The organism is Pantoea alhagi (genome assembly GCF_002101395.1).
GTDB lineage: Bacteria > Pseudomonadota > Gammaproteobacteria > Enterobacterales > Enterobacteriaceae > Mixta > Mixta alhagi.
Genome location: NZ_CP019706.1, coordinates 2,595,421 through 2,622,393, shown reverse-complemented (window position 1 = coordinate 2,622,393; position 26,973 = coordinate 2,595,421). Strand labels below are relative to the sequence as shown.

Annotated in this window: 25 protein-coding genes; 8 read left to right on the top strand and 17 right to left on the bottom strand. The window is 54.2% G+C overall.

Annotated features, from left to right (window positions below; translation table 11 throughout):
• Positions 1–6: 6 nt before the first annotated feature.
• Positions 7–3,897 (bottom strand): phosphoribosylformylglycinamidine synthase, encoded by a 3,891-nt coding sequence (gene purL, locus B1H58_RS12300; RefSeq protein ID WP_085070676.1) that lies wholly within the window; start codon positions 3,895–3,897, stop codon positions 7–9.
• A 267-nt stretch (positions 3,898–4,164) separates the two neighbouring features.
• On the opposite strand from purL, the gene mltF reads away from it, so the two are divergent.
• Positions 4,165–5,622, top strand: coding sequence for a membrane-bound lytic murein transglycosylase MltF (gene mltF, locus B1H58_RS12295; protein WP_085070675.1), 1,458 nt, complete (start codon positions 4,165–4,167; stop codon positions 5,620–5,622).
• A 7-nt stretch (positions 5,623–5,629) separates the two neighbouring features.
• Here the strand turns inward: mltF and tadA are convergent, their stop codons facing one another.
• Complete coding sequence (tadA, locus tag B1H58_RS12290; protein ID WP_085070674.1) at positions 5,630–6,139, bottom strand: tRNA adenosine(34) deaminase TadA; 510 nt, start codon at positions 6,137–6,139, stop codon at positions 5,630–5,632.
• 59 nt (positions 6,140–6,198) lie between these two features.
• On the bottom strand, positions 6,199–6,834 hold the full coding sequence (yfhb, locus tag B1H58_RS12285; RefSeq protein WP_085070672.1) for a phosphatidylglycerophosphatase C: 636 nt from the start codon (positions 6,832–6,834) through the stop codon (positions 6,199–6,201).
• Between the two features lie 231 nt (positions 6,835–7,065).
• Here yfhb and B1H58_RS12280 point away from each other — a divergent pair, with 231 nt between their 5' ends.
• Positions 7,066–7,905, top strand: coding sequence for a MurR/RpiR family transcriptional regulator (locus B1H58_RS12280; RefSeq protein WP_085070670.1), 840 nt, complete (start codon positions 7,066–7,068; stop codon positions 7,903–7,905).
• Between the two features lie 59 nt (positions 7,906–7,964).
• Entirely contained in the window at positions 7,965–8,219 is a 255-nt protein-coding gene (locus B1H58_RS12275; RefSeq protein WP_085070668.1) for a YfhL family 4Fe-4S dicluster ferredoxin, read from the top strand.
• Between the two features lie 12 nt (positions 8,220–8,231).
• Here B1H58_RS12275 and acpS read toward each other — a convergent pair whose 3' ends face one another.
• The 11 genes from acpS to rpoE all read right to left on the bottom strand — a co-directional run bounded on the left by acpS (position 8,232) and on the right by rpoE (position 17,554).
• Entirely contained in the window at positions 8,232–8,612 is a 381-nt protein-coding gene (gene acpS / locus B1H58_RS12270) for a holo-ACP synthase (protein WP_085070666.1), read from the bottom strand.
• Positions 8,612–9,343 carry a pyridoxine 5'-phosphate synthase gene (pdxJ, locus tag B1H58_RS12265; protein WP_085070665.1) on the bottom strand — a complete coding sequence of 244 codons (732 nt, stop codon included), beginning with the start codon at positions 9,341–9,343 and terminating at the stop codon, positions 8,612–8,614. Before pdxJ ends, acpS begins: the two co-directional genes overlap by 1 nt.
• 59 nt (positions 9,344–9,402) lie before the next feature.
• Positions 9,403–10,137 (bottom strand): DNA repair protein RecO, encoded by a 735-nt coding sequence (gene recO / locus B1H58_RS12260; protein ID WP_085070663.1) that lies wholly within the window; start codon positions 10,135–10,137, stop codon positions 9,403–9,405.
• A gap of 7 nt (positions 10,138–10,144) precedes the next feature.
• Entirely contained in the window at positions 10,145–11,050 is a 906-nt protein-coding gene (gene era, locus B1H58_RS12255; protein WP_085070661.1) for a GTPase Era, read from the bottom strand.
• Positions 11,047–11,727: a ribonuclease III gene (gene rnc / locus B1H58_RS12250; protein WP_085070659.1), complete on the bottom strand. Its 681-nt coding sequence runs from the start codon at positions 11,725–11,727 to the stop codon at positions 11,047–11,049. Before rnc ends, era begins: the two co-directional genes overlap by 4 nt.
• Before the next feature lie 130 nt (positions 11,728–11,857).
• Entirely contained in the window at positions 11,858–12,832 is a 975-nt protein-coding gene (lepB, locus tag B1H58_RS12245; protein ID WP_085070657.1) for a signal peptidase I, read from the bottom strand.
• A gap of 9 nt (positions 12,833–12,841) precedes the next feature.
• The gene (lepA, locus tag B1H58_RS12240) at positions 12,842–14,641 is read right to left on the bottom strand and encodes a translation elongation factor 4 (protein WP_085070656.1); all 1,800 of its coding nucleotides are present in this window, start codon (positions 14,639–14,641) and stop codon (positions 12,842–12,844) included.
• A gap of 236 nt (positions 14,642–14,877) precedes the next feature.
• Positions 14,878–15,345, bottom strand: coding sequence for a SoxR-reducing system protein RseC (gene rseC, locus B1H58_RS12235; protein WP_085070655.1), 468 nt, complete (start codon positions 15,343–15,345; stop codon positions 14,878–14,880).
• Positions 15,342–16,298, bottom strand: a complete 957-nt coding sequence (gene rseB, locus B1H58_RS12230) for a sigma-E factor regulatory protein RseB (RefSeq protein WP_085070653.1) — start codon at positions 16,296–16,298, stop codon at positions 15,342–15,344. The genes rseC and rseB overlap by 4 nt, the downstream gene beginning before the upstream one ends.
• Positions 16,298–16,948, bottom strand: a complete 651-nt coding sequence (rseA, locus tag B1H58_RS12225; RefSeq protein WP_085070651.1) for an anti-sigma-E factor RseA — start codon at positions 16,946–16,948, stop codon at positions 16,298–16,300. The genes rseB and rseA overlap by 1 nt, the downstream gene beginning before the upstream one ends.
• A gap of 30 nt (positions 16,949–16,978) precedes the next feature.
• Positions 16,979–17,554 carry an RNA polymerase sigma factor RpoE gene (gene rpoE / locus B1H58_RS12220; RefSeq protein ID WP_085070649.1) on the bottom strand — a complete coding sequence of 192 codons (576 nt, stop codon included), beginning with the start codon at positions 17,552–17,554 and terminating at the stop codon, positions 16,979–16,981.
• A gap of 474 nt (positions 17,555–18,028) precedes the next feature.
• Here rpoE and nadB point away from each other — a divergent pair, with 474 nt between their 5' ends.
• Positions 18,029–19,648 (top strand): L-aspartate oxidase, encoded by a 1,620-nt coding sequence (gene nadB / locus B1H58_RS12215; protein ID WP_085070648.1) that lies wholly within the window; start codon positions 18,029–18,031, stop codon positions 19,646–19,648.
• On the opposite strand, the gene trmN is transcribed toward nadB, so the two are convergent.
• A complete protein-coding gene (trmN, locus tag B1H58_RS12210; protein WP_085072300.1) occupies positions 19,633–20,370 on the bottom strand; it encodes a tRNA(1)(Val) (adenine(37)-N(6))-methyltransferase TrmN in 738 nt (245 codons plus the stop codon). The genes nadB and trmN overlap by 16 nt on opposite strands.
• A gap of 132 nt (positions 20,371–20,502) precedes the next feature.
• Here trmN and srmB point away from each other — a divergent pair, with 132 nt between their 5' ends.
• Positions 20,503–21,846: an ATP-dependent RNA helicase SrmB gene (gene srmB / locus B1H58_RS12205; protein WP_085070646.1), complete on the top strand. Its 1,344-nt coding sequence runs from the start codon at positions 20,503–20,505 to the stop codon at positions 21,844–21,846.
• A gap of 225 nt (positions 21,847–22,071) precedes the next feature.
• On the opposite strand, the gene grcA is transcribed toward srmB, so the two are convergent.
• Positions 22,072–22,455 carry an autonomous glycyl radical cofactor GrcA gene (gene grcA / locus B1H58_RS12200; RefSeq protein ID WP_085070644.1) on the bottom strand — a complete coding sequence of 128 codons (384 nt, stop codon included), beginning with the start codon at positions 22,453–22,455 and terminating at the stop codon, positions 22,072–22,074.
• Between the two features lie 272 nt (positions 22,456–22,727).
• Here grcA and ung point away from each other — a divergent pair, with 272 nt between their 5' ends.
• Positions 22,728–23,405 (top strand): uracil-DNA glycosylase, encoded by a 678-nt coding sequence (gene ung, locus B1H58_RS12195; RefSeq protein WP_085070642.1) that lies wholly within the window; start codon positions 22,728–22,730, stop codon positions 23,403–23,405.
• A 38-nt stretch (positions 23,406–23,443) separates the two neighbouring features.
• Here the strand turns inward: ung and grpE are convergent, their stop codons facing one another.
• On the bottom strand, positions 23,444–24,037 hold the full coding sequence (grpE, locus tag B1H58_RS12190) for a nucleotide exchange factor GrpE (protein WP_085070640.1): 594 nt from the start codon (positions 24,035–24,037) through the stop codon (positions 23,444–23,446).
• A 123-nt stretch (positions 24,038–24,160) separates the two neighbouring features.
• Here grpE and nadK point away from each other — a divergent pair, with 123 nt between their 5' ends.
• Positions 24,161–25,039, top strand: coding sequence for an NAD(+) kinase (gene nadK / locus B1H58_RS12185; protein ID WP_085070638.1), 879 nt, complete (start codon positions 24,161–24,163; stop codon positions 25,037–25,039).
• An 87-nt stretch (positions 25,040–25,126) separates the two neighbouring features.
• The gene (gene recN, locus B1H58_RS12180; protein ID WP_085070636.1) at positions 25,127–26,788 is read left to right on the top strand and encodes a DNA repair protein RecN; all 1,662 of its coding nucleotides are present in this window, start codon (positions 25,127–25,129) and stop codon (positions 26,786–26,788) included.
• The last annotated feature ends 185 nt before the right edge of the window (positions 26,789–26,973 follow it).

The following is a 26,973-nucleotide window of genomic DNA, read 5'->3' as shown; positions in this document are numbered from 1 at the left end:
GCGAAATTACCCCAGCTGTTTACGCGCATTGCGGAAAATGCGCATCCACGGGCCATCTTCACCCCATTCGGCTGGATGCCAGGAGTTGCTCACGGTACGGAACACGCGCTCCGGATGCGGCATCATAATGGTGACGCGACCGTTTTCACTGGTTACTGCGGTTATGCCGTTTGGCGAGCCGTTAGGGTTAGCAGGATAATTTTCGGTTACCTTGCCATAGTTATCGACAAAACGCAGCGCCACGATGCCTTTTGCCTCCAGCGCGGCAAGATGGGAACCGTCACGCACTTCAACAAAACCTTCACCGTGCGATACGGCAATCGGCATACGCGAGCCGGTCATACCTTCCAGCAACAGCGACGGGCTGGCCGTGACTTCAACCAGGCTGAAGCGCGCTTCAAAACGTTCGGACTGGTTGCGTACAAAACGCGGCCAGAGATCGCTGCCAGGGATCAGCTCACGCAGGTTAGACATCATCTGACAGCCGTTACAAACCCCCAGCGCCAGCGTTTGCGGGCGATGGAAGAAGGTTTCGAACTGATCGCGAACGCGGCTGTTGAACAGAATTGATTTCGCCCAGCCTTCGCCAGCGCCCAGCACGTCGCCATAGGAGAAACCGCCACAGGCAACCAGCGCCTGCATCTCTTCCAGGCCGGTACGGCCAGCCAGCAGATCGCTCATATGCACATCCACCGCATCAAAGCCGGCGCGATGGAAAGCTGCCGCCATCTCAACATGCGAGTTGACGCCCTGCTCACGCAGCACGGCCACTTTTGGCCGAGCACCGCGAGCAATAAAGGGAGCCGCGATATCTTCCTGTGGCTTAAAGGTGAGATGAACATTCAGGCCCGGATCGTTATCATCCTTTTTCGCTTCATGTTCCTGATCGGCACAGTTAGGGTTATCACGCAGGCGCTGCATCTGCCAGGTGGTTTCTGCCCACCAGACGCGTAGCGTGGAGCGGCTTTCGCTGTAGACCACTTTATCGCCCGCGTGGATCACGAAACGATCGCCCGGCAGCGCCTTGCCAAGATAGTGAACGCAATCGCTCAGGCCATGCTCGCTCAGCAGCGCTTCTACCGCTGCGCGATCCTGCGCGCTGACCTGAATCACAGCGCCCAGCTCTTCATTAAACAGCGCCGCCAGCGCATCCGCACCCAGCGTGGCAATATCCGCTTCGATCCCGCAGTGGCCAGCAAACGCCATCTCTGCCAGCGTGACCAGCAGGCCGCCGTCAGAGCGGTCATGATAAGCCAACAGTTTCCCCGCCTGCACCAGCGCCTGTATGGCACTGAAAAAGCCAGCCAGCTGCTGAACATCGCGCACGTCGGCCGGTTTATCGCCCAGCTGACGATACACCTGCGCCAGAGCGGTTGCGCCCAGCGCATTTTGCCCTTTACCCAAATCAATAAGCAGCAGCGCGTTATCTTCCGCCGTCTGCAGCTGCGGCGTTACCGTGCGGCGCACATCTTCCACGCGGGCAAAAGCGGTGATCACCAGCGACAGCGGCGCGGTCATTTCACGCTGTTCATTTTCCTGCTGCCAGCGGGTTTTCATCGACATTGAGTCTTTCCCTACCGGGATCGTCAGCTCCAGCGCCGGACAAAGCTCTTCGCCGATAGCTTTTACCGCATCGTAGAGGCCAGCATCTTCGCCCGGATGCCCGGCTGCGGCCATCCAGTTAGCCGAGAGCTTCACGCGTTTCAGCGCGCCGATGTCCGTTGCCGCCAGGTTAGTCAACGCCTCACCCACCGCCAGACGGGCCGAGGCGGCAAAGTCCAGCAGTGCCACCGGCGCACGTTCGCCAATAGAGAAAGCTTCACCATGATAGCTGTCGAGGCTGGCAGTAGTAACCGCACAGTTAGCGACCGGGATCTGCCACGGCCCTACCATCTGATCGCGCGCCACCATGCCGGTCACGCTGCGATCGCCAATGGTAATCAGGAAGGTTTTTTCCGCTACGGTCGGCAGATGTAAAACACGTTTAACCGCCTCTTCCAGCGTAATGCCATTGCGTAACAGCGCTTCTCCCTGCGCCTGCAGACGGCTGACGTCGCGCGTCATCTTCGGCGTTTTGCCCAGCAGGACGTCCAGCGGCATGTCGATCGGCTGATTGTCGAAGTGGCTATCGGAAAGGGTTAAATGCTGCTCTTCCGTCGCTTCGCCAATCACCGCGTAAGGAGCGCGTTCACGCTGACACAACCGATCGAACAGCGCCAGTTTGTCTGGCGCCACCGCCAGCACATAGCGCTCCTGCGATTCATTACACCAGACTTCAAGCGGACTCATGCCTGGCTCATCATTGAGAATATCACGCAGGTTGAAACGCCCGCCGCGGCCACCGTCGCTGACCAGCTCCGGCATGGCGTTCGACAGGCCGCCCGCGCCGACATCATGAATAAACAGAATCGGGTTTTCTTCGCCCAGCTGCCAGCAGCGGTCAATAACTTCCTGGCAGCGACGCTCCATCTCCGGGTTATCGCGCTGTACTGATGCAAAATCGAGATCGGCGTCGGACTGGCCGGAAGTCATCGATGAGGCCGCGCCGCCTCCCAGACCAATATTCATCGCTGGCCCGCCCAGCACGATCAGCTTCGCGCCAACCGTGATTTCGCCTTTCTGCACGTGATCGGCGCGGATATTACCGATACCGCCCGCCAACATAACTGGCTTATGGTAGCCGCGCAGCTCGGTGCCGTTATGGCTGTTTACGCGCTCTTCATAGGTACGGAAATAACCGTTCAGCGCCGGACGACCAAATTCATTATTGAACGCCGCGCCGCCCAACGGGCCTTCGGTCATAATATCCAGCGCGCTAACGATGCGATCCGGCTTACCGAAATCTTCTTCCCACGGCTGTTCAAAGCCGGGAATACGCAGGTTAGAAACCGAGAAGCCCACCAGCCCCGCTTTTGGCTTAGCGCCCCGGCCGGTGGCACCTTCGTCGCGAATTTCGCCGCCGGAGCCGGTTGCCGCGCCCGGCCATGGCGAGATCGCCGTGGGATGGTTATGGGTCTCGACCTTCATCAGAATATGGGTCGGCTCCTGATGGAAATCGTAAACGCCCTGCTGCGCATCCGCATAGAAGCGCCCTACCGCCGAGCCTTCCATCACTGCCGCGTTATCTTTATAGGCTGACAGCACATAGTCTGGCGTGGCGGCGAAGGTGTTTTTGATCATCCTGAACAGGGATTTCGGCTGCGATACGCCATCGATCACCCAGTCCGCATTGAAAATTTTATGGCGGCAATGTTCAGAGTTAGCCTGAGCAAACATATAAAGCTCGATATCGTTCGGGTTGCGCCCCAGTTTTTTAAACGCGGCCAGCAGATAATCGATTTCATCATCGGCTAACGCCAGGCCCAGCTTCTGATTAGCTGTCTCCAGCGCGGCACGCCCTTGCGTCAGAATATCAACGCTTTGCAGCGGCTGCGGCTGTTGCTGCACAAAGAGTTTTTCCGCTTCCTGTAGCTCGCTAAACACCGTTTCCATCATGCGATCATGCAACAGCGCGGCCAGCTGCGGCCACTGCGCTTCCGTTAGCTGCGGTGCCTGCACATAAAAGGCCAGCCCGCGCTCAAGACGGCGCACCTGCGGTAAATCACAATTGTGGGCAATATCGGTGGCTTTGGAAGACCAGGGAGAAATGGTGCCCGGACGGGGCGTTACCAGCAGCAGACGCCCTTGTGGCGCATGTTCGGCGAGAGAGGGACCGTATTTCAGCAGACGTTGCAGGCGGGATTTTTCTTCTGCGTTCAGCGGTGCGCTGACATCGGCAAAATGGACATACTCGGCGTAAATATCACTCACCGGCAGGTGAGCGTCCTGAAAACGGGTCAGCAGTTTGTTTACACGAAATGCCGACAGAGCGGGCGAACCACGCAGAATTTCCATCATTAAGATCTCTCGTCTTCGAAGTGCCGGAGGGCGCTTCTTTGGGCGCAACAGGGAAAACGGGCGATATTATAAAGAAACGGGGCCGGTAACGAAACCGTTTGCGTTGAAATTTCCGCGCTGCGAAATAGCCTGAAAATTGCACGATCCCTGCTATTAAAGTTGCTCTGTGCAGCTTTGTTGCGCAAAATGCCCCACGCTCTGGGATTTAATAGATAACAAACGCTGCCCAAAGAGACAGAGGCCTTAGAGCCACCGAGAGATAACTATTTGAAACGCCTGAAAATTAATTATCTGCTTATCGGGTTGATCACCGTGCTGCTGGCAGTAGCGCTTTGGCCAACCATCCCGTGGTACGGCGGGACGCAGGATAAAATTGCGCAGATAAAATCGCGGGGAGTGTTACGAATTAGTACCATTAATTCTCCGCTGACTTACTACACCGTCAATAACGCACCGGCCGGAATGGATTATGAGCTGGCGAAGCGATTCGCCGATTATCTGGGGGTGACGTTGCAGGTTACCGTTCGGCAAAACCTGAACGACCTGTTCGATGACCTTGATGACGGGGATGCCGATATGCTGGCTGCGGGGCTGATTTATAACAGCGAACGGCTGGCACGCTTTCGTACCGGCCCCAGCTATTATTCCGTCTCGCAGCAGCTGGTTTACCGCATCGGCACGCCGCGCCCAAAAAACCCTGGCAACCTGAAGGGGCGGCTCACGGTCGCTTCCGGCTCCGCCTATATGTCCACGCTGCGCAATATCAAAGAGAACCAGTATCCCGATCTGGACTGGGCGATCTCCACCGATCAGGGACCGAAAGCGCTACTGGAGGCGGTAGCGGATGGCGAGCTGGATTATACCATCGGCGATTCCGTAACTATCGGCCTGCTGCAACGTATTCATCCGCAGCTGGCGGTGGCGTTTGATATTACTGATGAAGAGCCTGTCACCTGGTATATGCAGCGTGAAGAAGATGACAGCCTCTATGCGGCGATGCTCGACTTCTTTAGCCAGATGGAAGAGGAAGGCGCAATGGCGCGGCTGGAAGAGAAATATCTTGGGCACGTTGGTGCTTTTGACTATGTGGATACCCGTACCTTCCTGCGCGCGATTGACGATACCCTGCCCGGTATCCGCCCGTTGTTTGAACGCTATGCGAAAGAAATAGACTGGCAGCTGCTGGCGGCAATCTCTTATCAGGAGTCGCACTGGAATCCGCAGGCGACCTCGCCAACCGGCGTGCGCGGCCTGATGATGCTGACCCGCAACACCGCTGATAGCCTGGCGGTGAACGATCGTCTCGATCCGGAACAGAGTATTCGCGGCGGCAGTGAATATCTGCAACGCATGATGGAAAAGGTTCCCTCTACCGTGCCGGAGGATGAGCGTATCTGGTTTGCGCTGGCCGCCTATAATATGGGTTACGCGCATATGCTGGATGTGCGCAAGCTGACGGAAAAACAGGGCGGCAATCCTGACAGCTGGGCAGACGTTAAGCTACGGCTGCCAATGCTGAGCCAGAAACGCTACTACAGTCAGACCACCTACGGCTATGCACGCGGTCACGAAGCATATAACTATGTGGAAAATATCCGCAAGTATCAGCTTAGCCTGGTGGGCTATCTGCAGGAGCAGGAGAAAAAGCTGGCCCAGCGTAAAGCGGCGGAAGCAGCTTTGGGTGAAGGTTATCCAGCCGTTGCGCCCGATATCGCCATGAATTAGAGCGGTCTCAGGGCTGATTCGCCTGCGCCGCCCGTAGCGCCTGCCGCTGCGCACGTTTTTGTGCACGGCGCATGCGGAAAAAATCGCTGAGCGTGGCGGCACATTCCTCTGCCAGCACGCCATGCTCCACCCTGACCTGGTGGTTCATGCCCGGATGCCCCAATATATCTACCAGCGACCCGGCCGCGCCGGTTTTTTCATCTCTGGCACCAAAGACCAGTCGGCCAATGCGGCTATGAACAATCGCGCCCGCACACATGATGCATGGCTCCAGCGTGACGTATAGCGTGGTATCCAGCAGGCGATAGTTTTCCAGCACTTTACCTCCCTGACGCAACGCCATCATTTCAGCGTGCGCTGTAGGATCGTGCTGTTCGATTGGTCGGTTCCAGCCTTCGCCAATCACCTGATCATGCTGTACCAGCACCGCTCCCACCGGAACTTCGCCCTGCTCACGCGCCCGATGCGCCAGCTGTAACGCATAGCGCATCCAGTATTCATCACTTGTTTCGCTCACAGTACTCTCCAGCGGAAAAATGCGGCTGGCATTATAACCAAACCTGTTAGCAGACCAAATTATTCCAGCTGTTGCAGTTCGCCATGCGGCGTCACGCGCCAGCGGTGCTGGCAAAAATAGAGCAGCGGGTTATCCTGCTTGCTGTCGCTATAGCCGCTGTAAAGCTGCAATGGCGTGCCGATCTGCTCTTCCAGCTGCACAACTTTCTCATGCCCCAGGCAGCGCAGGCTGAGGATACGTCCGCCCCAGCCTCGCTTCATTTGACTGGCGATTAGCTTTACGCGCGGCAGAAAGGCAGAGTCATAATAAACTTTTTCCACCAGCGGCTGCGGCGACCCGGTGATCAGCCAGACATCGGCATCCTCACTGCTGAGATAATCGGTCAATCGCTGCTGCACCACCGGAAACGCCACTACCCGCTGACGGAACCAGCGGGCAAAACTCTCCTCACGACGCTGTAACGCTGCCTCGCTGTGTCCAAAAGTGATAGACCACAGCAGCAGGCTCATTGGCCAGCGCGCCGCACGTCCTTTTAGCAACATACCGGCACCTACCACTGGCAGCAGCGGTACCACCAACAGCAAATTAAGCGGTTGCCGCCACAGCAGATAACGCATAAAGGTGCCAAACATATCCTGTTGATGTAAGGTGCCATCCAGATCGAAAAATACCACCCGTCGTTGCGAATCCGCCATTACACCGCTCTCCTTCGATAAACCTTTTGCTTCAGCATTCATTAGTGTAGACAGTAGCAGCCATCGCTGACTAACGGCAGCGCTATTGCAATGTAATTTGGCTTCAGCTTTGATCCGCGTTATAAAATTACATAAACAATGCTTTATGCTTATTCTTCAGCAAGTAAGTAGCTAAGGCAGCGTGCAGGCCTGCTTCTGTTAGCTGGCAATATCAATCTGAAGGAGTCTGCCATGAGTGCCCTGTTACGCATCCGTCAACTCTATTCCGGGCTGGCGTTGAATGAGCGTCGGCTGGCCGATTATCTTCTGGCGCAGCCCGCACATGCCTGTCAACTCAGCTCGCCACGTCTGGCGCAGGAAGCGGGTGTGAGTCAGTCCAGCGTAGTTAAATTTGCGCAAAAGCTGGGCTATAAAGGTTTTCCGGCGCTTAAGCTGGCGCTAAGCGCATCGCTACAGGCCAAAGAGTCAATTACGGTACATAACCATATTCTGAGCGGCGATCCGCTGAAGGTTGTGGGTGAAAAGCTGTTTACGGAAAAGGTTTCCGCTATTCGCGCTACGCTGGATATCAACAGTGAAGATAAGCTGCTGGAAACGCTGGCGCTTATCAAGCGCGCCGATCGCATTGTGCTGGTCGGCATGGGCGCATCAGGCCTGGTGGCGAAAGATTTTTCATGGAAGTTAATGAAAATCGGCATCAGCGCGGTAGCAGAACAGGATATGCATGCTCTGCTGGCCAGCGTACAGGCGCTACGCGCCGGGGATTTGCTGTTGGCTATCTCTTATAGCGGAGAGCGACGTGAGATCAATCTCGCCGCGCAGGAGGCGGTGCGCGTGGGCGCTTACGTGCTGGCCTTTACCGGTTTTACGCCAAATACGCTGCAGCAGTGCGCTACCCACTGTTTATATACCGTGGCTGAGGAGCAGAGCACGCGCAGTGCCGCAATCTCCTCTACCTCGGCCCAGCTGGCGCTGACCGATCTGCTGTTTATGGCGCTGGTACAGCAGGACGCCGAACGCGCCTCTGACTATATTCGTCACAGCGAGTCGCTGGTAAAAAAACTGGTATGAGCTGTTAGCGAGCGTATAATGACCACGCTTTACGTTATTCAGGCAGGACCGGGAGCATCATGGCGTTACTGATTACTAAAAAATGCATCAATTGCGATATGTGCGAACCGGAGTGTCCTAACCAGGCGATTTCGATGGGCGATGAAATTTACGTGATTGATCCCTGGCTCTGCACAGAGTGCGTAGGACATTACGATACGCCGACCTGCATGAGCGTGTGCCCGATCGATAACACTATCGTGAGCGATCCGGCACATCAGGAAAATCGTGAGCAGCTGTGGGAAAAATTTGTGCTGATCCACCACGCAGTATGAGGCGTTGCCGCCTCAACCTTCAATAATCACCGTTGCACAGGCGTAGTGACGTTCATCAGCCAGCGTGACGTGAACATTTTGCACCCCCAGCCGGGTTGCCAGCTCGGCCGCCTGCTGAAAAAAGCGTAGCTCCGGCTTACCCAGCGCATCGTTATAAACTTCAAACTGATTAAACGCCAGGCCGCCGCGAATACCGGTGCCGAATGCTTTTGCCGCCGCTTCTTTTACCGCAAAGCGTTTAGCCAGAAAACGCACCGGCTGCTGGTGCGTCTGATACTGCTGCCACTCGTTTTCACTCAGCACGCGGCGCGCAAGGCGATCGCCCGAACGGCTGATGACCCCTTCGATGCGCTCAATCTCAACAATATCGGTGCCCAGTCCAAGAATAGCCATTAGCGGCGCGCTTCCCGCATCAGCTGTTTCATCTCTTTTACCGCATCCGCCAGGCCGCTCATCAGCGCACGGCCAATAATAGCGTGGCCAATATTCAACTCATGCATTTCCGGCAGCGCGGCGATCGGCTGCACGTTATGGTAGGTTAAGCCATGGCCTGCGTTGACTTTCAACCCTTTCGACGCCGCATAGCTGGCCGCGTGACGAATCCGCGCCAGTTCTGCATCACGCGCGCTGCCCTCTTCCGCTTCGGCGTAAGCGCCGGTGTGGATTTCGATATAAGGCGCGCCTGCCGCCACAGCGGCATCAATCTGTCGCTCGTCGGCATCAATAAACAGGGAAACCAGAATGCCCGCCGCGCTCAGACGCTCTACCGCCGCGCTAACGTTCGCCAGCTGGCCTGCCACGTCCAGACCACCTTCGGTGGTCACTTCCTGACGCTTTTCCGGCACCAGACAGCAGAAATGCGGTTTTAGCTCACAGGCGATGGCTAACATCTCTTCCGTGACCGCCATCTCCAGGTTCATGCGCGTTTCAATGGTCTGTCGCAGCAGACGCACGTCACGATCGGTAATATGGCGGCGGTCTTCACGCAGATGCACAGTAATGCCGTCGGCACCTGCCTGCTCGGCAACAAAAGCCGCCTGAACCGGATCGGGATATTGGGTGCCGCGGGCGTTACGCACGGTAGCGATATGATCAATATTGACGCCTAATAACAACTCAGCCATGACAATCCTCAGAATGTTGCGGTTATTCAGGCAGCGAAACGCGCTGGCGCTCGCTGTATTTACTCCTGGCGATCCGGTGTTTCAGCACGCTTTTTGGGAATAAACTGGCGGAACAGTTCCTGGCTTTTTAATGGCTTGCCGCCCAGCCAGGGTTTTAACGCCATTCGCGTAAAGCGTTTTGCGGCTCGCAACGTATCGCCATCAGGAAAATCTCGCTCGGCGAGCGCGCGCAGCTGCCGTCCGGTAAAGCTGCGCTGATTAATGACCAGGCTGGCGATAAAGCCTTTTTCTTCACGATAGCTATAGGTCATGCCATCTTCAATCTCTTCTCCTGTGCCAGCACAGTGCAAAAAATCGACGCCATAACCTAAATGACCGAGCAGCGCCAGTTCAAACTGACGCAATGCCGGTTCCGGGCTGCCGTTGGCCTGTGCCAGCGACTGGATACAGTGAAGATAATCAAAGAAGAGTTCGGGAAAGGGGGTTTCATGCTCCAGCACGCGCGCAACCAGCTCGTTAACATACAGGCCGCAGTACAGGGTAGTGCCGCTTAAGGGCAAAGCCAGTGAGACCGCCTCTACATTGCGCAGCGTTTTGACTTCACCACGACCGCCCCAGCGAACCAGCAGCGGCGTGAAAGGCTGTAGCGCGCCTTTGAGATGGGAGCGCTTGGAACGCGCGCCTTTGGAAATAACGCGCACCCGACCATGATTTTCGGTAAACAGATCCAGCATCAGGCTGGTTTCGCTCCAGGGCCGCCCATGCAGGACAAAAGCGCGTTGCCAGCCTTCCATTCAGTGATTAAAGATCGTCAACATAGCCCAGACTACGCAGCGCACGTTCGTCATCTGCCCAGCCAGACTTCACTTTAACCCACAGTTCAAGATGCACTTTCATCTCGAACAGCTCTTCCATATCCTTACGAGCTTCAATACCGATGGTTTTGATTTTGGCGCCTTTATTACCGATTACCATCTTTTTCTGGCCTTCACGCTCCACCAGAATCAGGCCGTTGATATCATAACCGCCGCGTTCGTTGGTGATAAAGCGCTCAATCTCAACCGTGACCGAATAGGGCAGCTCGGCCCCCAGGAAACGCATCAGTTTTTCACGGATAATTTCCGACGCCATAAAACGCTGTGAGCGGTCGGTAATGTAATCTTCCGGGAAGTGATGATCGGCTACCGGCAGGCGTTTGCGCACGATACTGGCAATGGTATCGACATTTTTACCGCTTTCTGCAGAGATCGGCACCATATCCATAAATTCCATCTGCTCGCTCAGGAATTTCAGGTGCGGCAGCAGGATAGATTTATCGGTAATGTTATCGACTTTATTGATGGCCAGCAGCACCGGCACTTTGTTCTCTTTCAGCTTGTTGAGAACCATTTCATCATCCGCCGTCCAGCGGGTGCCTTCCACCACAAAGATGATTAGCTCTACGTCGCCAATTGAGCTACTGGCGGCGCGGTTCATCAGGCGGTTGATCGCCCGCTTCTCTTCAATGTGCAGGCCGGGCGTATCGACATAAATCGCCTGATACGCGCCTTCGGTATGGATGCCCATAATACGATGGCGCGTGGTTTGCGGTTTACGCGAGGTAATGGAAACCTTCTGCCCCAGTAACTGGTTCAGCAGCGTGGATTTTCCAACGTTGGGGCGGCCGACAATCGCAATAAAGCCGCAGTGCATCTGTTGTTCGCTCATTCGAGTCCTAACTTAATCAGCGCCTGTTCGGCCGCTGCCTGTTCAGCTTTACGACGGCTGGAACCGGTGCCTACCACCGGATCCGCCATGCCGCTCACCTGACAGTGAATGGTAAATTCCTGATCGTGCGCTTCGCCACGCACCTGCACCACCAGATAGGAGGGCAGCGGCAGATGACGACCCTGCAGATACTCCTGCAGACGCGTTTTTGGATCTTTCTGTTTGTCGCCGGGGCTAATCTGATCCAGACGGCTTTGATACCAGTTCAGAATCAGCTGCTCAACAGTCTGAATGTCGCTGTCGAGAAACACACCGCCGATTAATGCTTCAACGGTATCGGCAAGGATCGATTCACGACGGAATCCGCCGCTCTTCAGCTCGCCAGGCCCCAGACGCAGGCATTCGCCTAAATCAAATTCGCGCGCCATCTCCGCCAGGGTATTTCCCCTTACCAGCGTTGCGCGCATGCGGCTCATATCGCCCTCATCCACGCGGGGAAAGCGGTGATAAAGCGCATTAGCAATAACAAAGCTCAGGATGGAATCGCCAAGAAACTCAAGACGCTCGTTGTGCTTACTGCTGGCACTCCGGTGGGTTAATGCCTGTTGCAGCAGATCCTGATGAGTAAAAGTGTAGCCCAGCTTTCGCTGGAGCTTGTTAATGAGGATGGGATTCATGCGATACCAATTTCAATAATGCGTCAATTATGCTGCATACGAAACAGGGCTGACAGCGGTCAACGCTAAACAGTTTCGTTTGCAGTGGCTTCCCGCAGGCGGGAAGCCATCCGTTTTACTCACGACAACCTTAGTGGATGCCGCCAATACGACTCAGGCGAACGCCGGTTGGCCATTCACCTTCCTGTTTTTCAAAGCTCATCCAGATCGCGGTCGCTTTGCCAACCAGGTTTTTCTCCGGTACGAACCCCCAGTAACGGCTGTCAGCGCTGTTATCACGGTTATCGCCCATCATAAAATAGTGGCCTGCCGGCACAACCCAGCTCGCCTGCGGCTGTCCCGGCTGCTGATAATACATGCTGGCCTGACTTTGCGCTTCTGTTACCAGTAAAATATTATGGGTTACGTCACCCAATGTCTCTTTACGGGCCGCCAGACGCAGGCCGCCGGGCATGGTTTCGCCCTGCGGCACTTGCCAGAAACCGTTACCGGATTCATTTCCATCAAAGCCACTGAAGGTCTGGATAAAGTTGCTGGGCGCTACGTCCGAGTAGGTAACCGGCAGCGCTTTATCGCACGATTTACCGCTGTCACAAGCCGGGTTCACTGTCAGCGTTTTATTCAGAGCGTCATACGTCACGCGATCGCCAGGCAGGCCGATAACACGCTTGATGTAATCCAGGCTCGGATCTTTCGGGTATTTAAACACGGCGATATCACCGCGTTTTGGATGCCCGGTCGGGATCAGAGTGGTTTGGGTAATAGGATCTTTGATGCCGTAGGCAAATTTCTCTACCACGATAAAATCGCCAATCAGCAGCGTCGGCATCATTGAACCAGAAGGGATCTGGAACGGCTCGTAAATAAACGAGCGCACCACGAATACCACCGCCAGCACCGGGAATACCGATGCTGCCGTTTCCACCCAGCCAGGCTGCTTCGCTACTTTCGCCAGCGTTTTATCATCCAGCGAACTGCCGGTCTGCGCCTGGGCCTGAGCCTGCTGCGCGCGGCGGGCCGGCGCCCACTTAAATCTGTCGATACACCAGATAATGCCGGTAACCAGCGTCGCAATCGCCAGAATCAGGGCAAACATATTAGCCATCAGATATCCTTATTTACTGTCTTTGCCCACGTGCAGAATGGCCAGGAACGCTTCCTGCGGCAGCTCAACGTTACCGACCTGCTTCATGCGTTTCTTACCTTCTTTCTGCTTCTGCAACAGCTTTTTCTTACGACTTACGTCGCCGCCGTAGCATTTAGCGATAACGTTTTTACGCAGCTGTTTCACTGTCGAACGGGCAATAATGTGGTTACCGATCGCCGCCTGAATCGCAATATCAAACTGCTGACGCGGGATCAGATCTTTCATCTTTTCTACCAGCTCACGACCACGATACTGCGAGTTGTCACGGTGGGTAATCAGCGCCAGCGCATCAACGCGTTCGGCGTTGATTAACACGTCTACACGCACCATGTCAGAGGCCTGGAATCGTTTGAAGTTATAATCCAGTGACGCATAACCGCGCGAAGTGGATTTCAGACGATCAAAGAAGTCCAGCACCACTTCCGCCATCGGAATCTCATAGGTCAGCGCAACCTGATTACCGTGATAGACCATATTGGTTTGTACGCCGCGCTTTTCAACGCATAGCGTAATGACGTTGCCCAGATACTCCTGCGGCATCAGCATGTGACATTCGGCGATCGGCTCGCGCAGCTCGCTAATATTATTCAACGGTGGCAGCTTGGAAGGGCTGTCGACATAAACGATTTCACCACCGGTGGTTTCTACTTCATACACCACGGTCGGCGCGGTGGTAATCAGGTCAAGATCGTATTCACGCTCCAGACGCTCCTGAATGATCTCCATATGCAGCAGGCCAAGGAAGCCGCAACGGAAACCAAAACCGAGCGCCGTTGAGCTTTCCGGCTCATAAAACAGCGAGGCATCGTTCAGGCTCAGTTTGCCCAGCGCATCGCGGAAGGCTTCATAATCGTCTGAGCTGATCGGGAACAGACCGGCATAAACCTGCGGCTTCACTTTCTTAAAGCCCGGCAGCGCTTTTTCCGCGGTATGTTTCGCACCGGTTAAGGTATCGCCTACCGGCGCGCCGAGGATATCTTTAATCGCGCAGACCAACCAGCCTACTTCGCCGCAGTTCAGCACATCACGATCCACCTGCTTCGGCGTAAAGATCCCCAGACGGTCAGCGTTGTAGACCTGCCCGGTACTCATCACCTTGATTTTCTCGCCCTTGCGCAGGGTGCCGTTTTTAATACGCACCAGCGACACAACGCCAAGATAGTTATCAAACCAGGAGTCGATGATCAGCGCCTGCAGTGGCGCACTCGGGTCGCCTTCCGGCGGTGGAATATCACGTACCAGACGCTCCAGCACTTCCGGCACGCCCACGCCGGTTTTGGCCGAGCAACGCACCGCATCCGTGGCGTCGATGCCAACAATATCCTCAATTTCCTGCGCCGCACGATCGGGGTCGGCCGCTGGCAGATCAATTTTGTTCAGTACCGGCACCACTTCCAGATCCATTTCGATGGCGGTATAGCAGTTAGCCAGCGTTTGCGCTTCTACGCCCTGCCCTGCATCAACCACCAGCAGCGCACCTTCACAGGCAGCAAGAGAACGCGATACCTCATAGGAGAAGTCAACGTGGCCTGGCGTGTCGATAAAATTGAGCTGGTAAGTTTCACCGTTTTGCGCTTTGTAATCGAGCGTCACGCTCTGCGCTTTAATAGTGATGCCGCGTTCCCGCTCCAGATCCATTGAGTCCAGAACCTGCGCAGCCATTTCACGATCGGCCAGGCCGCCGCAAATCTGGATCAAACGATCTGATAAGGTCGATTTACCGTGGTCAATGTGCGCGATGATCGAAAAGTTTCTTATATGCTTCATTATGGAGGTTATTCTGCCTTACAAATGCTGAAACTCTCGCGATGCAACCTCAGGAGAGCGTGGAATATCACAGGCGGAGACAGCCCGAATGGCGCATTGTACACGACATATCAGGGTGGTGGAATCATCGCGCCGGGAGATAAGCAAGGAAAACGGGATGATAGCCTATTTGCTGTAAGGGAGGTGTAAAAAAGCGCAAATCATTAGCCGAACGAGACGCATCGTCCGGCTGATATTTAGTGGGATTCTTGCTCAACCCGAAGCGCATCGGGCGGCAGCATAATATTCAGGATCACCGGCTGGAAAGCTTCGCCCTCGCCAAAGCGCATCGAAACGCCTTTGGCTACGATAAAGCCGCCGATTCCGCCTAACAGCGCACCACAGGCTGCGGCCAGATCGGTATGAAACAGCATCTGAAACAGCCCGGCCAGCAAAAACAGCCCTAACAGCGGCGTCATATAAACTAATAGCGCAGAACTTAACAGGCTGCTTTCACGAATGCCTAACTCAACCCGTTGACCGGGCTGCAGCGGCTGTTCGCTGGCAATCTGCATCACGTGCGCGTTTTTTGGTCCCAGCTTGTTCAGCATCGCGCTGCCGCAGCCTTTGCGCGCTGAGCAACTGTTACATGTGGTTTTCACTTCCGAGTGGAGCGTGGCGATGCCATCCTGCCACGCAACTACGGTGGCCCATTCTCTCATCATCGTTGTGTACCTAAGTTGATACTGTCGGCGATACGCTTCGCCGTAGAGGGCGGCAATTCGCCAACAATGGTAATTTCAGTATTGTTGCGGGTGGCAGTTTGCACCGTGCGACGGCCAGTACGCAATAGCTGCGTCGTGCTGTTTTTATCCGCCGGGCTGACGTTAATTGAAAAACTAAACAGCCCGTCTGAATAGAACCTTGATTCTACAGGCTTATTGATAGATGGCAGCGAACGTCGGCTTTGCGCCACCTCTTTCATACCTGCAGGCAACCAGGCGGGCTGCCAGTTGAAAGAGACTTTTTGCGCTTCAGGCACCGAGAGCGACGGCGGCAAATTTGCCTTCTCCAGCCCCTGCATTAAATTACGCACGCCTTCATCAACGGCAAAGCTGACCACGCGATACTGTTCCAGCGTTTCGCCATCACGATCAAGCAGATCGATACGCAACGGCAGCCGGGTTTCGCTATCCAGCCACACAATATAGCTGTAACGCGTACCGTCGCGCGCCACAATGCGCACCACTTCGCACAGCTGATCGGCAATACGCGTACGCCCTACGGGCACAAAATCATAGCTGGTGGTTAAGTGTTTGAAATCGGCATAAACCACCGAGGGAAGCGCATCAACGATATGCGAGCCTGGCAGCGAGAAAGGCTCCAGCCCTGGTTCAAAGTAGCTGATATCTTTGCCACGCTGAATCACTTCCCGACGCGGCCCATCCATCTGCAACAGCTGGGCATAAATCTTGTTATCAATTACCGCATGGCGATAGCGTAACGATTCAATACCCAGCCGGGAGACAGTGATGTAGGCGAGTTCATAATTGAGAGATTGGCTGGCCTGTTCCATCTGTTGTAACAACGCCCCGGATGCAGTTTCCTGCGCCGGGGCGATAGACGGATAAAACAGGCCGCCAGCCAAAAGGCTAACGGCACACCAGAGCTGCTTCATTACTGCTGCTGTATTCCTAACGACTGATTTCCTGGAACCTGAACCTGCGCCTGTTGTGGGCCGTTCGCATCAAACTGCATCTGTTCGGTATGTAAGCGACGCTGTAGTTCGTAATCCTGCAGCATGGCATTTACCCGACGACGCTGCTCCTGCACTTGCTGGCTGGCGCTGTTGGTGTCAAAGCTTTCAGAAGGCACGCCCAGGCTAACCGGTGAAGCCTTGCCCATCATTGGAAGCGTATTGAATACGGGCGCTTCTGAGCCCTGACTGGCATCCTGCGGCTGGTTATAGTGCTGTACGCCAACAATAACCGCCAGAGAAACGCAGGCCGCCACGCCAACCTGGGTAATTTGCGCAGCCCATGGGCGCATTTTTTTCCAGAAAGGCATTTTTTCCCAGCGCGCGGGTTCTGGCTGTGCTTCCGGGATAAGCGTAGTGATATTACGCACCGGTTCCTGTTCGATAGCGGCGGCAACGCGCGCGGCAATATCGAAATGCACGGTTTCGCCCACGTCACCACGCAACGTATCGCGGATAAGATGATAGCTTTCCCATCTTTGTTGCAGCGTAGCGTCTTTAGACAATGCGGAAATCACTTCGTTGTCCAAAGTTTCGCCATCCATTAAAGCGGAAAGTTTTTCTTTCTGCATGCCTTAGTACCCTTCCTGTATCCGTTATTTCTAACGTTGGATAAGTGGTTGAACTTTGTTATCGATGGCCTCTCGTGCGCGAAAAATACGCGAGCGGACGGTGCCTACCGGACAATCCATGATGGCAGCTATCTCTTCATAGCTTAGACCATCCAACTCCCGCAGCGTGATCGCCATACGCAGATCTTCCGGGAGCGATTCAATGGTACGGAACACTACCTGTTTCAGTTCATCAGACAACATTAGATTCTCAGGGTTCGAAATTTCTTTCAGCGCCCCGGCGCTTTCAAAATTTTCAGCCTCCATCGCATCCACATCGCTGGATGGCGGGCGTCTCCCCTGAGCAACCAGATAGTTTTTCGCGGTGTTAACGGCAATACGGTATAACCAGGTATAAAACGCGCTATCGCCGCGAAATGAATCAAGCGCACGATAAGCCTTAATAAAAGATTCTTGTACCACATCGGGTACATCGCCTGACGGTACGTAGCGCGAAACCAGGCTCGCCACTTTATGCTGGTAACGTACAACCAGTAAATTGAATGACTTCTGATCTCCTTTCTGTACCCGTTCAACGAGAATCTGATCCGTTAATTGCTCGCTCATCCGAGGTAATGTCTCCTCAAATCATTCTCCACGCATAAATGAACCACCAGCAATCACTCAACTTTATGAGCAAGCCTTCGTTAGAGCCGGTCATAAGACAATAGTTCAGTTAAGCCACCTTTTTGTTGCGTCACCGGGTAGTTTTACCTAACAAAACATTTAAATATGCTGAGGAAACGTACGGCGCCGACCTGTTTTTCATCATTAACCGGCTATCTGACGTAAGCCGCAGAGTACCCGATGCGCATGACATTTTCATCACTAACGCGTAATTATTGCACCTTGTTCGCCATAATAAACAAATTACCGTTAAAACAGCCATTTCTCAGACTTTTTAAAGCAAAAAGCGGTGATGCCAGCGCCAAAACAAACGTTACTTTGCTTTAGATCTTGCTTTCATCACGTTTAATCTCTTTTTTAATCCGCTTTTTCCGCTTATGCTCGCATGACCACTTGTTTAGTAAAATAAACACCATGAGCGATTTTTCCGATTACCAGTGCGATGTTTTGATTATTGGCAGCGGCGCGGCCGGTTTGTCATTGGCGCTGCGGCTGGCAGAGACGCAACAGGTCACTGTGTTAAGTAAAGGGCCGGTCAGCGAAGGTTCAAGTCTCTATGCGCAGGGTGGTATTGCCGCCGTTTTTGATGAGATGGACAGCATCGAATCTCACGTAGAGGATACGCTGATTGCCGGAGCTGGGCTGTGTGAGCGCGATGCGGTGGATTTTATCGCCAGCAATGCGCGCCACTGCGTTGAGTGGCTCATAAAACATGGCGTCGCCTTCGATAAAGAAACCCAGCCTGACGGCGAGGAACGCTATCACCTGACACGCGAAGGCGGTCACAGCCATCGTCGCATTTTACACAGCGCGGACGCTACCGGGCGCGAAGTAGTGACCACGCTGGTGAGCCAGGCGCTAAGTCATCCCAATATTCGCATTCTGGAACGTACGAATGCCGTTGATCTTATTCTCTCTGACCGGCTGGGCATGTCCGGGCCACGCCGTGTGCTGGGTGCCTGGATTTGGAATCGTAATCGGGAGCAGGTGGAAACCTGTAGCGCACGCGCCGTGGTGCTGGCCACCGGCGGCGCGGCTAAGGTTTACCAGTACACCACCAATCCTGACGTCGCCTCCGGCGATGGGGTTGCTATGGCCTGGCGTGCCGGCTGCCGCGTGGCCAATATGGAATTCAACCAGTTTCATCCGACCTGTCTCTATCATCCTCAGGCGCGCAATTTCTTATTAACCGAGGCGTTGCGCGGCGAAGGCGCTTATTTACGTCGTCCTGACGGCAGTCGTTTTATGCCTGATTTTGATGAGCGCGCCGAGCTGGCGCCGCGCGATATTGTCGCGCGCGCGATCGATCATGAGATGAAACGGCTTGGTGCCGAATGTATGTATCTGGATATCAGCCATCAGCCCGCTGATTTTATTCGCGCTCACTTTCCGATGATTGATGAGAAGCTACGCTCGCTGGGTTTCGATTTAACCCGCGAGCCGATACCGATTGTGCCGGCGGCCCATTACACCTGTGGCGGCGTTATGGTTGATCATCATGGTTGTACCGATGTAGCGGGCCTCTACGCCATCGGAGAAGTGAGCTATACCGGTTTACATGGCGCTAACCGTATGGCGTCGAACTCACTGCTGGAGTGTCTGGTATATGGCTGGTCTGCCGCAGAAGAGATGGAGCGTACGCTGTCGCATATTGCGCGTATCGACAGGCTACCGGCCTGGGATGAGAGCCAGGTGGACGATTCGGACGAACGGGTAGTGATCCAGCACAACTGGCATGAGCTGCGGCTGTTTATGTGGGATTACGTCGGCATTGTGCGCACCACCAAACGCCTGGAGCGCGCCAGCCGCCGCATTGCTCTGCTCCAGCAGGAAATAGAAGAGTATTACCGCCATTTCCGTATCTCGAACAACCTGTTGGAGCTAAGGAACCTGGCGCAGGTTGCCGAACTGATTATCCAGAGCGCCATGCTGCGTAAAGAGAGCCGGGGCCTGCACTTTACGCTCGACTATCCTGCAATGCTGCCGGATTCAGGCCCAACGATCCTGACGCCGCCGGGTTACATAAACAGATAAAAGTCCTGCGTCAGGCTGCAGAAAGCCGGGGAGTAATGCTGGTCTGGCCCGCGAATTACCATGCGCTCCTGTAACAGCTCTCCCGCAACCGGCGAAAGCCCCAGCAGCACGCGATGCGGCAGTCGCGTGCTGTTTTCCGCCACATCATTACGGAAACGCAGATGCCAGCCACGCGCCAGCGCCATGCTGACGAACCGCTTGCCCTCTTCTTCCGGCAATACCAGGCAAAAGAAGCCCTCTTCGTCAATCAGCGTTTCCGCGCACTGCAATAAACTTTCATGGTTCAGGGTATGCGTGGCGCGCGCCTTATCCCGTGCGGATGAAGCACAGGCTGGCCCCGGCGTAAAATAGGGCGGATTGCTGACAATCAGCGAATAACGTTGTTCCTGACGTTTTGCCCAATCAGTAATATCAGCCTGATGGATATGAATACGCTGCGCCCAGGGCGAACGCGCAGCATTTTCGGCTGCCTGCGCTGCCGCCTCTTCATCCAGCTCTACAGCATCAATCGCTACCGCTTCGGCGGTGCGCTGCGCCAGCATTAATGCCAACAGACCGCTGCCGCTGCCGATATCCAGAACACGCGCAGCCTGCGCCACCGGTGCCCACGCGCCCAGCAAAATGCTGTCGGTGCCAACTTTCATCGCACAGCGATCGTGTGCGATAAAAAAACGTTTAAAAGTAAAGCCGTTGCCACGTAACTGGCGTTTTGATTGCGACATAATCAGGACCAAAGACAAAAACGGTGCCAGCATAGGGGAAATAAGAAAGGGTTAAAAGCGATAAACTGCCGACAAACAGATGAAGATCGTCGCCAATCTGTCTATAATCAGCGCCCCAAACTGAGGTAGAACATGACCGCAACCACATTCTCCGAACTCGAACTTGACGAAAGCCTGCTGGATGCCCTGCAGGACAAAGGCTTTTCCCGCCCTACCGCTATTCAGGCAGAAGCGATTCCCCCTGCGCTGGATGGTCGCGACGTGTTGGGTTCAGCACCAACCGGGACCGGGAAAACGGCGGCTTATCTTTTGCCTGCGCTGCAACATCTGCTGGATTTCCCGCGTAAAAAATCTGGTCCGCCACGGGTATTAATCCTGACGCCGACGCGCGAACTGGCGATGCAGGTTGCCGATCAGGCGCAGGAGCTGGCTAAGCATACTCAGCTGGACATCGCCACCATTACCGGCGGCGTGGCCTATATGAACCACGCTGAAGTGTTCAGCGAAAACCAGGATATCGTGGTAGCCACCACGGGACGCCTGCTGCAATACATCAAAGAAGAAAACTTCGACTGTCGGGCAGTAGAGATCCTGATCCTCGACGAAGCGGACCGCATGCTGGACATGGGTTTTGCGCAGGACATCGAGACTATCGCGGCGGAAACGCGCTGGCGCAAGCAAACCATGCTCTTTTCTGCCACGCTGGAAGGCGACGGCATTAAAGATTTTGCCGAACGTCTGCTTAAAGAGCCGGTGGAAATCGATTCCGATCCTTCACGTCGTGAACGTAAAAAGATCCAACAATGGTATTACCGCGCAGATGATGTCGCCCATAAGACCAAATTGCTGGTACATCTGCTGAAACAGCCGGAAGCCACCCGCTCTATCGTCTTTGTGCGTAAGCGCGAGCGTGTGCATGAACTGGTCGGCTGGCTGCGTGAAGCCGGTATTCAGACCAGCTATCTGGAAGGCGAGATGGTGCAGGCAAAGCGTAACGAAGCGCTGAAGCGTCTGATGGATGGTCGGGTTAATGTGCTGGTGGCCACCGATGTGGCCGCACGCGGCATCGATGTGGATGATGTCAGCCATGTGTTTAACTTCGATCTGCCTCGCACGGCGGATGTCTATTTGCACCGTATTGGTCGCACCGGTCGCGCGGGTCGTAAAGGTACGGCGCTGTCGCTGGTCGAAGCGCACGATTATCTGCTGCTGGAGAAAATCAGCCGCTACATCAGTGAGCCGCTGAAAGCGCGCACTATTGATGAGCTGCGCCCCGCTACGCGCGCGCCCAGCCAGAAATTAAAAGGCAAGCCGTCGAAGAAAGTACTGGCGAAGCGTAAAGAGAAAGAGAAGAAAAAAGAAGAAGAGAACAAGCCACGCGTTAAAGTACGTCACCGCGACCGCAAAAATATCGGTAAGCGACGCAAACCTGCCGCCGCTAACGGTAGCGATACGAATAAAGATGGTGCTGAATAATTGCACCGGGCAACAAAAAACCGCCAATAATGGGCGGTTTTTTTTTCAGGCTGAATGAGGAAATCAGGACCTGTACGCAAGTTTTGACGCCAACCCGTTAAAAAACTTAAAGATTGTCAGACGGTAAACGATAAGCGTTTACAGGCTATTGTTTCTGAATCTCTTTTCCCCTTTCTGGCGCGCTGCTTTTTTCAACGCGCCTGCAACCTTCAGAACCTTTTTAGCTTACAGGCTCTCAGTAAAAGTACGTGTAATTACATCACGTTGCTGTTCGGGGGTCAGTGAGTTAAAACGCACGGCATAGCCTGACACACGGATGGTCAGCTGCGGATATTTTTCCGGATGTTTAACCGCATCTTCCAGCGTTTCACGACGCAGCACGTTAACGTTCAGATGCTGACCGCCTTCCACGCGTACCTGCGGTTTCATTTCCAGCGGGACTTCGCGATACTCGAATTGTCCGAGATCGCTTACCGGCACAATTTGATCTTCGGTGTAATCGCCTTTTGCACAGACGCAACGTGCTTCAGACTTTTCATCATCCAGCAGCCAGAACGAGTTAAGCAGTGCATTGTTATTGGTTTTTGTAATTTGAATACCTGTAATCATATTTGCCTCCCAGGCGTAATGACGCCAACGCCATGACGGCGTCAGATTTGCGTTTAAAAAACATCCGTCTGTTTATATACCAATGCATTGCCTGACCAACTTTGATACAAATCAATTAAATGCCTGGGGCCAGAATTGGAATAAAGCTAAACTTTTGTTTTGAATCAACTTTCCCGGATAAATTATTTTTGTAAATTCTCAATTTATTTTGGGGGTTGCTCATGCGCGCAGAGTCGCTACTCTGATGTTTTACTTTAAGAAGGAAGAACGTCATGGATAAAGCAACAACCTGGCATGATGTGCTGGCAACGGAAAAAGAGCAGCCCTATTTTATTGAAACGCTGAAGATGGTGGCGCAAGAACGCGCGGCAGGCGTTACGGTTTATCCGCCGAAAGAAGATGTGTTTAACGCGTTTCGTCTGACCGAACTGAACGATGTAAAAGTTGTTATTTTAGGGCAGGATCCCTATCACGGTCCTAACCAGGCGCACGGTCTGGCATTTAGCGTCAGGCCTGGCGTTGCGGTTCCGCCTTCGTTAATGAATATGTATAAAGAACTGGAGCAGGATATTCCCGGCTTTACGCGTCCGAATCATGGTTTTTTAGAAAGCTGGGCAAAACAAGGCGTGCTGCTGTTGAATACGGTTTTAACTGTCGAGGCGGGCAAAGCGCATTCCCATGCGCGTTTTGGCTGGGAAACTTTTACCGATCGGGTGATTGCCGTTATTAACGAGACGCGTGAAAACGTGGTGTTTTTACTCTGGGGCTCACATGCGCAGAAGAAAGGCAGCATTATTGATACGCAACGACATCATGTACTGAAGGCACCGCATCCCTCCCCGCTTTCTGCCCATCGGGGATTTTTTGGCTGTAGGCACTTTTCCCGCACCAATGAGATTCTGACGCAGCAGGGCGATAAGCCAATTGACTGGACACCGCATCTTCCCTGAAGCAACCGCGCCGTGACTGAGCCACGGCGCGAGCAGAATTAGCCTTTGGCTTTCGCCACGGCAACCATCGCCGGGCGCAGCAAACGACCATTCAGGGTATAACCGCGCTGCATCACCATCATAACGTGGTTCGGCGCAACGTCGTCCGATTCCATCATCGACATCGCCTGATGAACATCGGGATTAAACGGCACATTGGTTTCACCTACCACCTCAACGCCGAATTTACGTACCGCAGCCAGCAGAGACTTCAGCGTCAGCTCGATACCTTCGATCATCGCATTCAGTTCCGGATTGGTTTTATCCGCCACTTCCAGCGCACGTTCCAGGCTATCGATCACCGGAAGCAGCTCATTAGCGAATTTTTCCAGCGCAAACTTATGCGCTTTTTCCACATCCAGCTCGGTACGGCGGCGGATATTTTCAATCTCTGCCTGCGCACGCAGCTGAGCATCACGTACGCCGTTCTGTAATCCGGCCAGCTGCTCTTCAAGCTGAGCAATACGTTCATCACGCGGATCCACCACGTCTGCTTCAGACTCTGCCGTCTCCACGCTCTCGTTTTGCTGCTGTTCCATTTCAATCTCGTCTGAGACTTGCTCGTTTGGTGCTTTCTGATCTTTACTACTCATGAATTTCTCCGCGTTTTGCACATTCATCTCGCTGGTTCGCTTATTATGGGGATCAGATTAATGGTTTCAAGGGAACCAGTCACAATGTCAGGGCAGAATTGCCCCATGAGGAAAACCAGCATAATGAACAAACATTTCCAGTGCATCGGCATCGTCGGACATCCGCGTCATCCTACCGCCCTGACCACTCACGAAATGCTCTGGCGCTGGCTTAGCGAGAAAGGCTACGAAGTTATTGTTGAACAACAAATTGCGCGCGAACTGTCGCTGGAGCATGTGCAAACTGGCTCGCTGGCGGAAATTGGTCAACGCGCCGATCTGGCGGTAGTGGTCGGCGGCGATGGCAATATGCTGGGCGCGGCACGTGTACTGGCACGTTACGATATAAAAGTTATCGGCATCAACCGCGGCAATCTGGGCTTTCTCACCGATCTGGATCCGGATAATGCGCAACAGCAGCTGGATGATGTGCTGCGCGGCGAATACATCACGGAAAAACGTTTTCTGCTGGAAGCGCGCGTGTGCCGTGGCGAAGGCGCGCCGCGTATTGGCACCGCGATTAATGAGGTGGTGCTGCATCCGGGCAAAGTGGCGCATATGATTGAGTTTGAGGTTTATATCGATGAGAATTTCGCATTCTCGCAGCGCTCTGACGGTCTGATTATCTCTACGCCTACCGGCTCTACCGCCTACTCTCTTTCGGCTGGCGGCCCAATTTTAACGCCATCGCTGGATGCCATCGCACTGGTGCCAATGTTTCCGCATACCCTTTCTGCTCGCCCGCTGGTCATCAACAGCAGCAGCACTATTCGCCTGCGTTTTTCCGACCTGCGCAACGATCTGGAGATCAGCTGTGACAGTCAAATCGCGCTGCCTATCCAGGAGGGCGAAGATGTGCTGGTACGCCGCAGCGACTATCACCTCAACCTGATTCACCCAAAAAATTACAGCTATTTCAATACGCTAAGTTCCAAACTCGGCTGGTCGAAAAAATTATTTTAAAAAGCGCAACGTGCCGCTTTACTGTATATAAAACCAGATTATACTGTACGAAAAACCATGTCTGTGTTTATGTACAGGAAGGCACATATGCTGGCCCAACTTACCATCAGTAATTTTGCAATTGTTCGCGAGCTGGAAATTGATTTTCAACGTGGCATGACCGCGATTACCGGGGAGACCGGTGCTGGTAAATCCATTGCTATCGATGCGCTGGGCCTCTGTCTGGGCGGCCGTGCTGAAGTGGATATGGTGCGCCAGGGCGCTAATCGTGCCGATCTCTGCGCCCGCTTTAATCTGAAAGATACACCTTCTGCCCTGCGTTGGCTGGAAGAAAATCAGCTGGACGACGGCCAGGAGTGCCTGCTGCGCCGCGTAATCAGCAGCGATGGTCGCTCCCGTGGTTTTATCAATGGCACCGCAGTGCCGCTCTCTCAGCTGCGCGATTTAGGCCAGCTGCTAATTCAGATTCATGGTCAGCATGCGCATCAGCTGCTGTTAAAGCCGGAACATCAAAAATCTCTGCTGGACGCCTATGCCGATCAGCCGCTGCTGATGCAGAGCATGGCGGCCAACTATCGTCAGTGGCACCAGAGCTGCCGCGCACTGGCGCAACATCAACAGCAGATGCAGGAACGCGAAGCAAGACGCGAACTGCTGCAATATCAGCTAAAAGAGCTGAATGAGTTTGCCCCAGTCGTTGGTGAGTTCGAACAAATTGACGAGGAATACAAACGCCTCGCTAACAGCGGTCAGCTGCTTTCCACCAGCCAGCAGGCGCTTCACTTGCTGGCCGATGGCGACGACAGTAATTTGCAAAGCCTGCTCTATACCGCACGTCAGATGATGGGCGAACTGGTCACGATGGATGAAAAACTGGGCGGCGTGCTGAACATGCTGGAAGAAGCCTCCATCCAGATTAGTGAAGCAAGCGATGAGCTTCGTCATTACTGCGATCGTCTCGATCTCGATCCCAACCGGCTGTATGAGCTGGAGCAGCGCCTGTCACGTCAGATAAGCCTGGCGCGTAAGCATCACGTTGCGCCAGAGGCGTTACCGGCCTTCCATCAGCAGCTGCTGGATGAAGAGCAGCTACTGTCGCAGCAGGAGAGCGATCAGGAAACGCTGAGCATGGCGGTGACGCAGCATCATCAGGCGGCACTTGCCAGCGCACAGAAGCTGCATGAGCAACGCGTGCATTACGCACAGGAGTTAACTCAGCTGATTACCGAGAGCATGCATGCGCTCTCAATGCCGCACGGTCAGTTTACCATTGCCGTACAGTTCAACCCTGAGCAACTGACCGCTGAAGGCGCGGATCGCATCGATTTCCGAGTCAGCACCAACCCGGGGCAGCCATTACAGCCGTTGGCTAAAGTGGCTTCCGGTGGTGAGCTGTCACGTATTGCTCTGGCGATTCAGGTCATTACCGCCCGTAAGATGGATACGCCAGCGTTGATTTTTGATGAAGTGGATGTGGGTATCAGCGGGCCGACGGCAGCAGTGGTTGGCAAGCTGTTGCGTCAGCTAGGCGAATCAACGCAGGTCATGTGCGTCACGCACCTGCCGCAGGTGGCGGGTTGTGGTCATCATCATTTCTTTGTCAGCAAAGAGACTGACGGCGCGATGACTGAAACCCATATGCAGCCGCTGGATAAGCGTGCACGCCTGCAGGAACTGGCGCGTTTGCTGGGCGGTAGTGAAGTGACGCGGAATACGCTGGCGAATGCGAAAGAGCTTTTAGCGGCCTGATATGCACTTTTTTACATTCCTGCGGTCATATGCTTGCTCTGTAAAGGTTTCCAACTGCGGTCAGGTTTATTATCATCGACAGCTTGTCGCCTGAATGAAACACATTGATCGCAGGCTGTGTTCAGACCGTGCTGGCACCAAACTCGCCTGTTTAAAAGGCGTTGAGCCTAAAAAAGGAATGTATA

What these genes read in the sequence shown, in the direction of transcription:
- nadK (WP_085070638.1), top strand. Translation starts at nt 24,161, where the DNA reads ATGAACAAACATTTCCAGTGCATCGGCATCGTCGGACATCCGCGTCAT.
- recO (WP_085070663.1), bottom strand. Translation starts at nt 10,137, where the DNA reads ATGGAAGGCTGGCAACGCGCTTTTGTCCTGCATGGGCGGCCCTGGAGC.
- rseB (WP_085070653.1), bottom strand. Translation starts at nt 16,298, where the DNA reads ATGAAGCAGCTCTGGTGTGCCGTTAGCCTTTTGGCTGGCGGCCTGTTT.
- acpS (WP_085070666.1), bottom strand. Translation starts at nt 8,612, where the DNA reads ATGGCTATTCTTGGACTGGGCACCGATATTGTTGAGATTGAGCGCATC.
- era (WP_085070661.1), bottom strand. Translation starts at nt 11,050, where the DNA reads ATGAGCGAACAACAGATGCACTGCGGCTTTATTGCGATTGTCGGCCGC.
- rseA (WP_085070651.1), bottom strand. Translation starts at nt 16,948, where the DNA reads ATGCAGAAAGAAAAACTTTCCGCTTTAATGGATGGCGAAACTTTGGAC.
- lepB (WP_085070657.1), bottom strand. Translation starts at nt 12,832, where the DNA reads ATGGCTAATATGTTTGCCCTGATTCTGGCGATTGCGACGCTGGTTACC.
- rpoE (WP_085070649.1), bottom strand. Translation starts at nt 17,554, where the DNA reads ATGAGCGAGCAATTAACGGATCAGATTCTCGTTGAACGGGTACAGAAA.
- trmN (WP_085072300.1), bottom strand. Translation starts at nt 20,370, where the DNA reads ATGTCGCAATCAAAACGCCAGTTACGTGGCAACGGCTTTACTTTTAAA.
- pdxJ (WP_085070665.1), bottom strand. Translation starts at nt 9,343, where the DNA reads ATGGCTGAGTTGTTATTAGGCGTCAATATTGATCATATCGCTACCGTG.
- B1H58_RS12275 (WP_085070668.1), top strand. Translation starts at nt 7,965, where the DNA reads ATGGCGTTACTGATTACTAAAAAATGCATCAATTGCGATATGTGCGAA.
- recN (WP_085070636.1), top strand. Translation starts at nt 25,127, where the DNA reads ATGCTGGCCCAACTTACCATCAGTAATTTTGCAATTGTTCGCGAGCTG.
- rnc (WP_085070659.1), bottom strand. Translation starts at nt 11,727, where the DNA reads ATGAATCCCATCCTCATTAACAAGCTCCAGCGAAAGCTGGGCTACACT.
- lepA (WP_085070656.1), bottom strand. Translation starts at nt 14,641, where the DNA reads ATGAAGCATATAAGAAACTTTTCGATCATCGCGCACATTGACCACGGT.
- rseC (WP_085070655.1), bottom strand. Translation starts at nt 15,345, where the DNA reads ATGATGAGAGAATGGGCCACCGTAGTTGCGTGGCAGGATGGCATCGCC.
- srmB (WP_085070646.1), top strand. Translation starts at nt 20,503, where the DNA reads ATGACCGCAACCACATTCTCCGAACTCGAACTTGACGAAAGCCTGCTG.
- grpE (WP_085070640.1), bottom strand. Translation starts at nt 24,037, where the DNA reads ATGAGTAGTAAAGATCAGAAAGCACCAAACGAGCAAGTCTCAGACGAG.
- grcA (WP_085070644.1), bottom strand. Translation starts at nt 22,455, where the DNA reads ATGATTACAGGTATTCAAATTACAAAAACCAATAACAATGCACTGCTT.
- B1H58_RS12280 (WP_085070670.1), top strand. Translation starts at nt 7,066, where the DNA reads ATGAGTGCCCTGTTACGCATCCGTCAACTCTATTCCGGGCTGGCGTTG.
- yfhb (WP_085070672.1), bottom strand. Translation starts at nt 6,834, where the DNA reads ATGGCGGATTCGCAACGACGGGTGGTATTTTTCGATCTGGATGGCACC.
- nadB (WP_085070648.1), top strand. Translation starts at nt 18,029, where the DNA reads ATGAGCGATTTTTCCGATTACCAGTGCGATGTTTTGATTATTGGCAGC.
- purL (WP_085070676.1), bottom strand. Translation starts at nt 3,897, where the DNA reads ATGATGGAAATTCTGCGTGGTTCGCCCGCTCTGTCGGCATTTCGTGTA.
- ung (WP_085070642.1), top strand. Translation starts at nt 22,728, where the DNA reads ATGGATAAAGCAACAACCTGGCATGATGTGCTGGCAACGGAAAAAGAG.